The 12,620-nt window shown below is 74.1% G+C and carries 9 protein-coding genes; 3 read left to right on the forward strand and 6 right to left on the reverse strand.

The genetic code is table 11. The features are described 5' to 3' along the window. Positions 1–26: 26 nt before the first annotated feature. Entirely contained in the window at positions 27–602 is a 576-nt protein-coding gene (locus OP18_RS38620) for a GNAT family N-acetyltransferase (RefSeq protein ID WP_033364098.1), read from the reverse strand. After that, positions 602–3,286, reverse strand: a complete 2,685-nt coding sequence (locus OP18_RS61205) for a cobyrinic acid a,c-diamide synthase CobB (protein WP_063745705.1) — start codon at positions 3,284–3,286, stop codon at positions 602–604. The genes OP18_RS38620 and OP18_RS61205 overlap by 1 nt, the downstream gene beginning before the upstream one ends. 96 nt (positions 3,287–3,382) lie before the next feature. Here OP18_RS61205 and OP18_RS38630 point away from each other — a divergent pair, with 96 nt between their 5' ends. Further along, positions 3,383–4,168, forward strand: a complete 786-nt coding sequence (locus tag OP18_RS38630; RefSeq protein WP_156090087.1) for an SURF1 family cytochrome oxidase biogenesis protein — start codon at positions 3,383–3,385, stop codon at positions 4,166–4,168. 700 nt (positions 4,169–4,868) lie between these two features. Here the strand turns inward: OP18_RS38630 and OP18_RS38635 are convergent. The 4 genes from OP18_RS38635 to OP18_RS38650 all read right to left on the reverse strand — a co-directional run bounded on the left by OP18_RS38635 (position 4,869) and on the right by OP18_RS38650 (position 8,542). Continuing rightward, positions 4,869–6,380, reverse strand: a complete 1,512-nt coding sequence (locus OP18_RS38635; protein WP_033364100.1) for an ATP-dependent DNA ligase — start codon at positions 6,378–6,380, stop codon at positions 4,869–4,871. A gap of 36 nt (positions 6,381–6,416) precedes the next feature. Further along, positions 6,417–6,653, reverse strand: a complete 237-nt coding sequence (locus tag OP18_RS38640; protein ID WP_033364101.1) for a hypothetical protein — start codon at positions 6,651–6,653, stop codon at positions 6,417–6,419. An 84-nt stretch (positions 6,654–6,737) separates the two neighbouring features. Next, positions 6,738–8,216, reverse strand: coding sequence for a putative bifunctional diguanylate cyclase/phosphodiesterase (locus OP18_RS38645; RefSeq protein WP_156090088.1), 1,479 nt, complete (start codon positions 8,214–8,216; stop codon positions 6,738–6,740). 107 nt (positions 8,217–8,323) lie between these two features. Next, a complete protein-coding gene (locus OP18_RS38650) occupies positions 8,324–8,542 on the reverse strand; it encodes a DUF7455 domain-containing protein (protein ID WP_033364102.1) in 219 nt (72 codons plus the stop codon). 430 nt (positions 8,543–8,972) lie between these two features. Here OP18_RS38650 and OP18_RS38655 point away from each other — a divergent pair, with 430 nt between their 5' ends. Both OP18_RS38655 and OP18_RS38660 read left to right on the forward strand, forming a co-directional pair. Continuing rightward, positions 8,973–10,619 carry a CBM96 family carbohydrate-binding protein gene (locus OP18_RS38655; RefSeq protein WP_033364103.1) on the forward strand — a complete coding sequence of 549 codons (1,647 nt, stop codon included), beginning with the start codon at positions 8,973–8,975 and terminating at the stop codon, positions 10,617–10,619. Between the two features lie 279 nt (positions 10,620–10,898). After that, the gene (locus OP18_RS38660) at positions 10,899–12,473 is read left to right on the forward strand and encodes a S8 family serine peptidase (RefSeq protein ID WP_081971464.1); all 1,575 of its coding nucleotides are present in this window, start codon (positions 10,899–10,901) and stop codon (positions 12,471–12,473) included. The last annotated feature ends 147 nt before the right edge of the window (positions 12,474–12,620 follow it).

Here is a 12,620-nt window from a genome sequence, read left to right on the forward strand (position 1 = left end):
GTCCGGTCCCTGCCGCGTCCGCCGCGTCAGCGGATGTCGGCGGGCACCAGGGACCAGCTCTCCAGGTCGACCCGCCCGCTGTGCAGCGACCCGGCGTTGCGCAGCAGTCCCTCGTACGTGAACCCGGCCTTCTCCGCGACCCGCCGCGACGCCACGTTGCCGGGCGCGACCCGCAGCTCGATGCGCTGGAACCGGTGCTCCAGCAGCAGTGACAGCGCCAGCACGTCGACCGCCTCGGGCGCGACACCGTAGCCGCGGGCGTCGGCGGCCACCGCGTACGCGATCTCCGTCGACCGGGTCAGCCAGTCGGTGTTCTTCGTCCAGAGGCAGCCGACGAGCCGCTCGTCCTCCCGCCGCACGATGCCGTAGTGGTCGCCGGCGCCGCTGTCGCGGCGTTCGACGGCCAGCTCCGTGCACCACGCGTAGCCGTCGAACTCGCTGTTGTCGTCCTGCGCGATCGGCAGCCACCGCCGCACCAGCCGGTCGGCGAAGATCTCACCGACCCGCTTGTCGTCGTCCGCGCACAGCGGCCGCACCGACAGGCGAGGGGTCTGCACCGACAGCGACGGGAAGCGGCGCAACGCCACCGACCAGGTCGACACTAGGCGGCCTCCGTCGCGCCGCCGGCGGGCGGGCCGGAGGTCGGCGGCCCGTCGTCCTGGGACGCGCGCTGGCTGTGCTCCTGCGCCGCGGGGCCGGTGGCGCCGGGCGCGGGGTGGTGCGCCGGGGTGTCGCCGGCCGGATCCGGGGCGGGCGGGGCGGACACCGGGCTCTGGTCACCGACCCCGATCGGGTCCCGGCCCTGGGCCGGCAGCTGCAGGTACGCCGTGGGTGCCTCGTCGGGCGCGACCAGGTCCGAGCCGGCGGCGATCACCGTCATCCCGGCCGGCGCGGCCGACACCGGCGCCGCGACGGTCGGCAACGGCGCCGGCGAGACCGGCACCACGGCCGAGGTCGCGGGCGCGCCCGGCCACTGCTGCCCGGGCGCCGTCGACACCGGGGGCATCCCGGCCTCCTCGGCGGGCCGCGACCCGGCGGCACCGGCCCCGGAGACCGGCGCGCCGGCGGGCGGCGGCACCTCGGACGGCTGGGCGGGCGCGGGCGGGGCGGAGACGATCGTCGGCACAACCCCAGACGATGGCATCTCGGCGGCCGGCGCGGGCGCGTTCGGGGTGGAAGGCACCCCAACGCTCGCCCCAACCGTCGCGCTGGACGGCGCAGCCCCGGCCGCCTCGTCCGCGTCGTCGGACCCGGCATGCGGGTCGCCGTCCTGCGTGGCGGCCTGGCTGCCCGGTCCGGAGGTCTGCGCGGCGGAGACCAGCGCGGCGCCGGCCCGGCTCGTCGGCCCGAACGGGCTCGAAGCGATCCCGTCGGCCTCCCCGCCCTGGGCGGGCACGGCGGCGGGCACCGAGGTGGGCGCGGCGGCGGGACCGGAGGCGGGGACGGCGGGTGACGACACCGGCGCGGGTGACGTGGTGGACGGGGCCGACACCGGGGCCACCGCGCCGGGGCCCACGACCGGGGCGGGCGGCGAGTACGTGTCCGGCGCCGCGAACTCCCGCGGGGCCGAGACGAACCCGGCCGGGGCCGCGGTGAACCCGCCCGGCGCCGAGACCGGCCCGGGGACCGACACGGGACTGGCGGCCGGCGCGGCGGGCCTGGTCGGGCCGGTCGCCGCGGCAGGCTCGGTCAGGCCGGTCGCCGCGGCAGGCTCGGTCGGGCCGGTCGCCGCGGCGGGCTCAGCCGGGCCGGTCGCCGCGGCGGGCTTGGTCAGGCTGGTCGCCGCGGGCTGGGCGCCCGCCGGGAACCGCAGGGTGGTGCCACCGGCCGGGGGCTGCGGCGTGACGACGGACGGCCGGTTGTACGGGTACGTGCTGGGCGTCGTCCACTGCCCCTGCACCGGCGTGGCCGTGGCACCCGTGGCGGCCACGAAGCGGGCCGCGATCGACGGCGTGCCGGCCCAGTGCAGGCCCAGGTAGGAAGCGTGCACCCCGCGGTGGACGAAGCCCTCGGCGGGGCCGCCGGCCCAGGTCCAGGCCGCCTGCAGGCCGGCCCGCGGGTTGATCGTGGTGCGGTGCATCTTGTGCCCGACGACCTGGGCGCCGACGGGCAGCAGGACCGACGAGCTGCGGGCGGTGGCCTCGCGGTAGCCGAGCACGACGAGGTCGGTCTCGCGGGCGGAGGCGTCCACCACGCCGCACATGGGGCGGCCGTTGAAGTCGCGGCAGAGCCACACCAGGCCGGTGCCCTCGGCGGCGATCGGCTTGCCGGCGGCGGCGTGCGCGGCGACGGCGGCGCGGAGGCGGCCGTTGAAGCCGAGCTCCTCGGCGTACGACTCCGGCAGGGCACCGCCGACGACCAGCCCGTCGACACCGTCGGGCAGGAACTCGTCACGCAGCGGGTCGAACGGCACGACCTCGGCACCGGCGGCGGTGAGCAGCTCGGCGGTCTCCGGGTAGGAGAACGCGACACCGATGATCGGGCGGCGGCCGATACGGGTCACCGCGGGCTCCGGCCCACGGGCGGCGGCCACCTCCTCCGCGGCGCTCCACGGCTCGGACGTGAGCCTGGGCGCCGAGCGGGCCAGCGCCATCGCCCGGTCGATGTCGACGGCGCCGGCGATGACCTCGCCGAGGCGGCGCACGGCCCGGACCGCGTCGAGGTTGTGGTGCACGACGGGCGCGACCCCGTGGTGCCGCGACGGCAGCGGCGCGCCGGCGTCGCCGATGTCGGTGAGCGCGTGGCGGCGCAGGGCGCCCAGGACGGGCACGCCGATGTCGTCGAGAGCCTCCCGCAGCAGCTGCTCGTGCCGGGAGGAGGCGACCCGGTTGAGGATGACGCCGCCGAGCCAGAGCAGCTCGTCGTACGCCCGGAAGCCGTGCACGAGCGCGGCCACCGACTGCCCCATGGCGCCGACGTCGACGACCAGGACCACGGGCGCGCGCAGCAGCCCGGAGATCTGCGCGGTCGACTCGCTGTCGGTGCGGCCGGCGAGCCCGTCGAACAGGCCCATCGTGCCCTCGACCACGGCGATGTCGAGCGAGCCGGCACTGTGCGCGAACAGCGGACCGATCCGCTTCGCGCCGACCATGCGCGGGTCGAGGTTCCGCCCCGGCCGGCCCGCCGCCAGCCCGAGATACGCGGCGTCGACGTGGTCAGGGCCGATCTTGAACCCGGCGGCCCGGTATCCCCGCGCCGACAGCGCGGCCAGCAGGCCGACGGAGATCGCGGTCTTGCCGTGACCGGAGGACGGCGCGCTGATCACCAGCCTCGGGATCGTGCTCATGATGCTCCTCTGGCGCGGGGGCAAACGTGTGTCCCGGACGATACCGGGTGGGCGCCACAGCAACTGTCCGGAACGCACCGGATACCGTGCTTGGTTGTGTACCGGTTTCTCGCGTCGCCCCGGTGGCTCGGCTACGCCGCGCTGACCGTCGCCGCGGCGACCGTCATGGTGCTGCTGGGCTTCTGGCAGCTCGACCGCTATCACCAGCGGGCCTCCATCAACGCCCGGATCACCGCGGGCACGTCGGCCACGCCGGTCCCCCTCACCGAGGTGGTGCCCCGCCCGGCCGGCACCCCCGGCACGGTGGGCGCCGCGCCGGGCGGTCACACCGAGTGGCTGCGCGTCCAGGTCACCGGCCGGTTCGACGCGTCCCGGGAGATCCTGGTGCGGGGCCGCACCGTGGAGGGCCGGGTCGGCTTCGAGGTGCTGACCCCGCTGGTCCTCGCCGACGGCACGGCGGTCCTGGTCGACCGCGGCTGGGTGGCCCCCGCCGAGGGCGGCGCCCTGGCGATGCCGTCGGTGCCGGCCGCCCCGGACGGCGAGCAGACCGTGCTCGGCCGGCTGCGCCCGTCCGAGAGCCGCGGCGGCCCCCCGAAGGAGGTCGGCGGCCGCCTCGAGGTCCGCCGGATCACCCCGTCGGCGATCGCCCCGGCGATGCCCTACGCCGTCTACGACGCCTACGTCAGCACCGACCAGCCGGCCCCGGGCCTGACCGCCGTCGCGCCGGAGAAGCAGAACGCCCTGCAGAACGCCGGCTACGTCCTGCAGTGGTGGCTGCTGGCCGCGCTGACCCTGTACGGCTTCGTCTACCTGGCCCGCCGGGAGGCCCGCGGCCCGGAGCCCGAGGACCTCCTCGACGAGTTCCACGACACACCCGCCTGACGCGGATCAGCCGGATCGCCGACGGCCAGGCGTCCTGCTCGCCCTGACGACGGCGAACGCGCACGCCCGCACGCGGCGGCCCACACCCGACAGTTCCCGCCGCGACAGCTCGGACCCCGGCAGCGCAAATCCCCGGCAGCGCAAATCCCCGGCAGCCCCCGCACCCGACGACCCGCACCCCGACCAGCACGCCGACCAGCACGCCGACCAGCTGGGTTGCAGTCGGCCATCACACAGACGCGAACCCGAACCCCCGGCGCCTCCCACAGCAGCGACCCTCCGAAGCGCGAGTCTTCACCAGCCCCATGGCCACCACGCAGGCGCCCCGGACACGCACGGCGCGAACACATCAAGCCTGGTTGCCGGCAGCCGTCACCCAGACACGAACCCGAGCCCCGCGCCTCCGCCCCAGCAACGGGCCCCGCGAAACGCGAGTCTCCGCCAGCCCGCACCGTCAGCCGCATCGTCAGCCGCACCGCCAGCCGCACCGCCAGGCCCGCGTCACCAGCCGGCCCGCACCGCCAGCCGGCCCGCACCGCCAGCCGGCCCGCACCGCCAGCCGGCCCGCACCGCCAGCCAGCCCGCACCGCCAGCCAGCCCGCACCGCCAGCCAGCCCGCACCGCCAGCCAGCCCGCACCGCCAGCCAGCCCGGCACCGTCAGCCCGGCACCGTCAGCCCGGCACCGTCAGCCCGGCACCGTCAGCCCGGCACCGTCAGCCCGGCACCGTCAGCCCTCGTGTCGGCCTCGTCGGCGCGCTTGTCCTCGCGATACCGCAGGACGCGGGCGAAGCGCAGGGCCACGCCGCCGGGATAGCGGGGCGAGGTCTGCACGCCGTCGAACGCGATCTCGACGACCAGCTCCGGCCGGACCTTGACGACCCAGTCGGACTCCTCGACGGCGAGCGCCTTCAGCCGCTCCGTCTGCCAGCGCAGCATCTCGTCGGTCATGCCCTTGAAGGTCTTGCCGAGCATCACGAAGCCACCGGTCTCCGGGTCGCGGGCGCCGAGGTGCAGGTTGGACAGCAGGCCCTTGCGCCGGCCGTGGCCCCACTCGACGGCGAGGACGACCAGGTCCAGGGTGTGCCGGGGCTTGACCTTCACCCAGGCGGAGCCGCGCCGGCCGACGTCGTAGGGCGCGGCGGCGGACTTCACGACCAGGCCCTCGTGGCCGGCGGCGACCGCGGCCGCGAACACCCGCTCGGCCTCCTCCGGCGTGTCGAGCATGGTGCGCTCGACCCGCAGCGGCGCCGGCACGGCCCGCTCCAGCGCCGCCCAGCGCACCGACGCCGGCTCGTCGAGCAGGTCGACGCCGTCGAGGTGCAGGATGTCGAAGAAGAACGGCTGGAGCACGGCGGTGCCGTCGCGGCGGGCGGCCCGGCTCGACGTCTCCTGGAACGGCACGGCCCGCCCGGTGTCGTCGACGCCGACGGCCTCGCCGTCGAGCACGACCGAGGACACGTCGAGGCCGCGGACGGCCTCCACGACCACCGGCACCCGGGCGGTGAGGTCGTCGAGGCTGCGGCTGAACACGGAGATCCGGTCGCCGTCGCGGTGCACCTGGATGCGCACGCCGTCGATCTTGATGTCGGCGGCGGCGGGGGTGCCGGTGTCGGCGAGCGCGTCGGTGGCGGTGGCGGCGCTCTGCGCGAGCATCGGGGCCAGTGGCCGCCCGACGGTGAGCCGGTAGGCCTCCAGGGCCTCGGCGCCGGCGGTGAGCGCGTCGACCGCGACGGTCTTCAGGTCGCCGGCGAGCAGCAGGGCCCGGCGGATCTGGGCGATCGGGACGCCGGAGGCGCGGGCCACGGCGTCGACGAGCAGGCCGGCCTGCGCGCCCTGGCGCAGCTCGCCGCTGAGCAGGCCGATCAGGAAGTGCCGCTCGGCCTCGGTGGCGGCGCCGAAGAGGGTGGCGACGAGCTCCCGCCGGGCGGCCTGCGAGCCCTTGCCGGCCAGCCGCGCCATCGCCGCGAACGCCTCGTCGACGTCGGTGATCGACAGCGACGGGGACTCCGCGGGCGGCGGCAGCTCCCGCAGGCTGGCATAGCCGACGCCGGTCTGGCGCTGGCGCAGCTCGCCGGACAGGTAGGAGGCGCCGGGCGAGAGCTCCTCGGGCGCCAGCCGCCGCAGCGCGTCGGCGAGCAGGTCGATCTTGGCGTTGCGCCCTGAGGTCCGCGCGACGGCGGCGGAGACGGAGGCCAGCTCGACGAATCTCATACCCGGATTCTCACCCAGGGGTACGACAGAATCACCTCAAGCGGAGTACGCCCGCCGCACCGCGCCCAGGACCCAGCCCATCCGGTTGACGGCGGTGTCGGGGTGCTCGCCAAACTCGTGGGCGACCAGCGCGGCGCACCCGCGCGGCCCGTGCCGCCGGACGCTGCGCATGACGGCGGTGCGGATGCGCTCAGGGCTGATCGGATCGGAGGACTGCACGTCGGAGACGAACAGCGCTTCGGCCCGGACGTGCTCCAGAAGCTGCGGTGTCATCTTGTACCCCCTTCGGCTGCCTCCCATCACACGCTCCCGCAGGTGTACCGGCGTGTCCGCCAGGTTGCGGACAGGGTGAGAACGTCAAAACGACAGTGCCCCCGCCGGCACGGGGCGGGAGTACAGGTAGCCCTGCCCGTAGTGGCAGCCGAGGGCCTTGAGCGCGGCGGCCTGCGCGTCCGTCTCGACCCCCTCGGCCACGGTCTGCAGCGACAGCCCCTCGGCGAGCTGCAGGATCACCTTCATGAGGGTGGAGTCGACGCCCGAAGCCGTGAACGTCCGGTCGATCTTGAGGATGTCGACCGGGAGGTGCACCAGGTACGCCAGCGACGAGTACCCGGTGCCGAAGTCGTCCACGGCGATCCGCACGCCCCGCTCCCGCAGCCGCCCGAGCCGCGCGGTGCGCTCGGCGTCGTCGACGAGGACGGACTCGGTGAGCTCGAGCACCAGCGCGGCGGCCGGCAGGCCGGTCTCGTCGAGCACGGCGAGGACCCGCTCGACGAAGTCGTGCTCGCGCAGCTGGCGCCCGGAGACGTTGACGGTGACGGCGACGCCGTCGCGCTCGAACCACTCGCGGGCGTCGGCGCAGGCCTGCCGCAGCACCCACCAGCCCAGCGGCACGATCAGGCCGGTGGCCTCGGCGACCGGGATGAAGGTCAGCGGCGGCACCCCGCCCGCCGGCCAGCGCAGCAGAGCCTCGACCGCGGTGACCCGGCCGTCGGCGAGGCGCACGACGGGCTGGTAGTGCAGGGTGAACTCGCCGCCGGCGAGGGCCCGGCGCAGCCCGGTGGCGAGCTGCTGCTGGCGGGCGGCGGCGGTGCGCAGCCCGGGGTCGAAGCGGACGACGCGGTCCTTGCCGGCGCCCTTCGCCGCGTCGAGGGCGAGGTCGGCGTCGCGCAGCACGTCGGCGGAGCCGCGCTGGTCGCCGACGGCGACGAGTCCGGCACTGGCGGTCAGGTGCACCTGCCGGCCGGCGACCGGGAACGAGGGCCGCAGCTGCGCGAACGCCTGGTCCAGGGCCTGGCCGGGGCCGCGCCAGACGACCGCGAACTCGTCGTCGCCGAGGCGGGCCAGCAGGTCGGCGCCGGGCAGCGCGGCCCGCAGCCGCTGCGACACCTGCACCAGCAGCTCGTCGCCGGCGGCATGGCCGAGGGTGTCGTTGACGTCCTTGAAGCCGTCGAGGTCCAGCAGGGCGACGGTGACGCCGGGCGTGGCGCCGGCGAGCACCCGGTCGAGCCGTTCGGTGAGCTGCCGGCGGTTCGCCAGGCCGGTGACCGGGTCAAGGGTGGCGCGCTGCCGCAGCTCCCGCTCCAGGCCCTTGCTGCGCGCCGAGGACCTGGCCAGGCTGTGCCTGAGCCGGTGGGCCCGCTGCCGGACCAGCAGCACGGCCGCCCCGGCGGCACCGAGCGCGACGAGCATCGCGACGCCTGACAGCGCCTGCCGCAGCATCCCCGGTACCGCCGCCGAGAATGCGATCAGGAAGACGCCCGCGACGGCGAGCAACGTGGACGGCCGGCCCGCCATCGGGTCAGGGCGGGGGTGGGGGCTCGGCTTGCGTCGCACGCCCCGATGCTATCTAGCACATATCCGATTTTTCGCCAGCTAACGGACAACACGCGCGCAAAGGGCGGGCCCCCACCGGAGGGGGCCCGCCCAGGTGCGCGTGGTGGTCAGCCGCGCCAGTCGAAGCCCGCCTCGACCACGATCTTGTCGGCGGTGGCCGCGATCCGGTCGGCGAACTTGTTGGTGTGGTGCCCACAGAAGGCCAGGTCGCCCGCGGCGCCGAAGGTCACACGAGCCTTGGCGGCGGCACCGCAGCTGTCGCAGCGCTCCCCCGTCAGCTCGGGGACGACGTGAACGGCCGGGCGCGAGATCAGCATCGGGGTCATCTCAGTCTCCTCGAGTCGAAGCGGTCAGCTGCTGTTTGAAATGCGGCTTTTCTGGGTGTTGCGCCTTACCTAACTAACAGTACGTTCGCCGGTTTTGAGCGCCTAGTTCGTAAGCGTTGGCATTTGGTCACTGCCTGGTTGCCGACTCTGGCCGTTCGTCTGATGCAGCACGCGTGAACGTCACTTACCCGCCCGGCAACTTCCCGACACCAGCCGCCCCGCCAGGCGGCCGTCCGCCTGCCCGGCACCGGGACCGCGCGCGTCCCGTCCACTGTGGACAGTACGGGTCGCGGTGCGGACACCCGAACGGCAACGCACGGCGAACCAGGGGTGTAACCCGGGGTGCCGAATCTTGTGGAGGTCCGGATGACAACGCCGGACGGCACCACCGCTCCACAGGATTCGCAATCCCACGGAAGGGCCCACATAGATGATCCGCCGCCACGCCCGCACATTGATGCCGCTCGCCGCCCTCGCCGTTGGTGCCGCCGCCGGCACTGTCGCCCTCGCCGGCACCGCGGGCGCAGAGACCACCGACATCGTCCGCACCGGTGCGGGTGAGGACGGCTACAGCTCCAGCAGCCGCCCGACGTACAACTTCGGCGCCTCCGACACCCTCGTCGCGGGCCGCGCCGGCGGCGACACGATGGTCACCTACCTGAAGTTCACCGTCGCCTCCCCCGGCGCCGGCGTGACCGTCAAGAACGCGCGGGTGACCCTGACCCGGGAGAGCCGGACCCTGCCGAGCGCGCTGACGCTCAGCAAGGTCGCCAGCACCACGTGGACGGAGAAGACGCTGTCGGCGAAGAACGACCCGGCGCTCGGCGCGGCCGTCAGCACCGTCAAGCCGAAGAGCGACGCGGCCACCGTCACCTTCGACGTCAGCGCGGTGGTGAAGAGCGCGGGCACGTACACGTTCGCGGTGACCTCGAAGGTCGCCAACACCCCCGCCCGGTTCCGCTCCTCCGAGGCCGCCGCGGGCCGGCCCAGCCTGAACCTGACCGTGGTCCGCCCGGCCGCCACGCCGCCGGCCACCAAGCCGCCGGCGACCACCCCGTCGAAGCCCCCGGCGACGACCCCGCCGACCACCCCGCCGACGAAGCCCGTCGAGGCGACGCCGACCACGCCCGCCAACTGCGTCGTGGACGCGAAGCTCGTGCCGTCCTGCGGCGTGCTGTGGGGCGCGGCCGCCGGCGGCTTCTCCGACGTGCCGCGCGACGAGGCGCTGAAGACGTTCGAGCAGAAGACCGGCCGGACCTCGACGGTGTACCACACGTACCACAAGGGCGACGAGCTCTTCCCGACCAAGGACGAGATCGCGATGACCAGCGACCCGGCCAACCCCCGCACCCTGATGCTCAACTGGAAGGTCGGCTACGGCACCAAGTGGGCCAACGTCGCCAAGGGCGACCAGGACGCCCGCATCGACCGCCTCTCGACCTTCATCAAGACCAACTACGGCACCCGGAAGTTCTTCATGGTCCTGCACCACGAGCCGGAGAACGACGTCGTCGCCACCGCCGGGTCGGGCATGACCGCCAAGGACTACGCCGCGATGTTCCGCCACACCGTGCTGCGCATGAAGGCCAACGGGGTCACCAACGCCGTCTTCGTCGTCGCCTACATGAACTACGAGAAGTGGAACAACAGCCCGTGGTGGGGCGACCTCTACCCCGGTGACGACGTCGTCGACTGGGTCGGGGTGGACACCTACAACAACGCGCAGCCCGGCGGCTTCCACACCGGCGACTTCAACTACATGATGAACCGCACCACCGACAAGGCGAAGTTCCCCGGCTGGTACACCTGGGCCACCACCAACCACCCCGCCAAGCCGATCATGGTCGCCGAGTGGGGCGTGTACGACTCCTCGCCGACCGTCGTCGGCAAGAACAAGGCCGACGTGTACGCCACGGTGCTGCCGCAGCTGGCGAAGATGCCGCAGATCAAGGGCCTGGTCTACTTCGAGACCGCCAAGGACCAGAACGGCCACGACATCCGCATGGACGACACCCCCGAGGCCCTCGCCGGCTTCCGGAAGATCGCCGCCGACCCACGCTTCAACGTCAAGCTCTGACCCCCGACCAGCAGGGCCCGCCCGGACACCCGTCCAGGCGGGCCCTGCTGCCGTTCACGGACCCTCGCGCGCGCCTGTCACCCGGTGGTCGGCGGCATCCCGGCCGGTAGGACGTCGCGGGCGGCGGCGCCGGGACGCACGCAACTTCGCTGCTCCCGTCACGGTCCCGGGCCCGCCACCGGAGCGCCCGAACCTTGTTTCTGCAAGGCAATGACAGCAAAACCTGAAAGCAAGGGATGTAGACATATGTTGAACCGCCGCGTTCTTACCGTTCTGGCCATGACCGCCGCCGCTGCCGGCTCCTTCTCCTTCGCCTCCGCCGCCGCTGCCGCCCCCGCCATGGGCAGCGTCCTCGGCGCCGGCGAGGAGGGCGCGCTGAAGGACCGCTACATCGTGGTCCTCAAGGACGGCTCGACGACGACGTCCGACGCCCTCGCGGGCAAGGTCGGCGGCTCGGTGAGCACCCGGTTCAGCAGCACGGTCAAGGGCTTCTCCGGCACGATGAGCGCCACCGCCGCGCGCCGCCTGGCCGCCGACCCGGCCGTCAAGTACGTCGAGCAGGACCGCATCGTCAAGGTCGAGGCGACCACGCAGACCGGCGCCACGTGGGGGCTGGACCGCATCGACCAGCGGGCCCTGCCGCTGAACGGCAGCTACACGTACGGCCCGGCGAGCAACGTCACGGCGTACATCATCGACACCGGCCTGCGGACCACCCACAGCGAGTTCGGCGGGCGGGCCCGGTCCGGCTACGACTTCGTCGACAAGGACGCGGACGCCACGGACTGCCAGGGCCACGGCACGCACGTCGCCGGCACCGTCGGCGGCGCCACCTACGGCGTGGCCAAGGACGTCAAGCTCGTCGGCGTCCGGGTGCTGGACTGCCAGGGCAGCGGCTCCTACTCGCAGATCATCGCCGGCGTCGACTGGGTGACGAAGAACGCCGTCAAGCCCGCCGTGGCGAACATGAGCCTGGGCGGCTCGGCCGGCAGCACCCTCGACGACGCGGTCAAGAAGTCGATCGCGTCGGGCGTCACCTACGCGGTCGCCGGCGGCAACGACTCCGCCAACGCCTGCACCAAGTCCCCGGCCCGGCTGCCCGAGGCGATCACCGTCGGCGCCACCGACAGCAAGGACGCCCGCGCCAGCTTCTCCAACTTCGGCTCCTGCCTGGACCTCTTCGCCCCGGGCGTGAGCATCCTGTCCAGCGCCAACAGCAGCAACACCGGCACGACCAAGATGAGCGGCACCTCGATGGCCACCCCGCACGTCGCCGGCGCGGCCGCGCTGTACCTGGCCGGCCACCCGACCGCCACCCCGGCGCAGGTCCGCGACGCGCTGGTCAACGGCGCCGTCAGCGGCGTCGTCACCGGCGCCGGCAGCGGCTCGCCGAACAAGCTGCTCAACACCACCGCCCTGATCTCGGCGCCGGCCACCGACCCGACCACCCCCACCACCACGCCGACCACGCCGACGACCACCCCGACCACCCCGACCACCCCGGCCGCGTGCGCCGCGGTCTCCAACGGCACCGACGTGTACATCGCCGACCGGGCCGCCGTCACCAGCAAGGTCACCATCGCCAACTGCGCCGGCACCGCCGCCAAGGCCTCGACCGTCAAGGTCTCCGTGCGCCACGCCGACCGCGGTGACCTGCGCGTCGACCTGATCGCCCCGGACGGCACCTCGTACAAGCTGAAGAGCTCCATCTCCGGTGACAACGTCGCCAACCTCAACGCCACCTACACGGTCGACCTGTCGGGCGAGACCCGCAACGGCGTGTGGACCCTGAAGGTCTCCGACATCTTCGCCGGCGACACCGGCACGCTGGACACCTGGACCCTGACCGTCTGAACCCACCTCCCCCGGTGACCGGTGGCCCCCCGCGACCTCGCGGGGGGCCATCGGCGTTCCCGGGGCGGCACCGGAAGCGGCGCGGCCTTGCCGGGACCGCAGCGGCGTTGCAGAAACCGCGAATCGGTCTCAACTAGGGCGTACCCG

Origin of the sequence: Dactylosporangium aurantiacum, from assembly GCF_000716715.1 — a bacterium.
In the GTDB taxonomy this organism is placed as follows: domain Bacteria; phylum Actinomycetota; class Actinomycetes; order Mycobacteriales; family Micromonosporaceae; genus Dactylosporangium; species Dactylosporangium aurantiacum.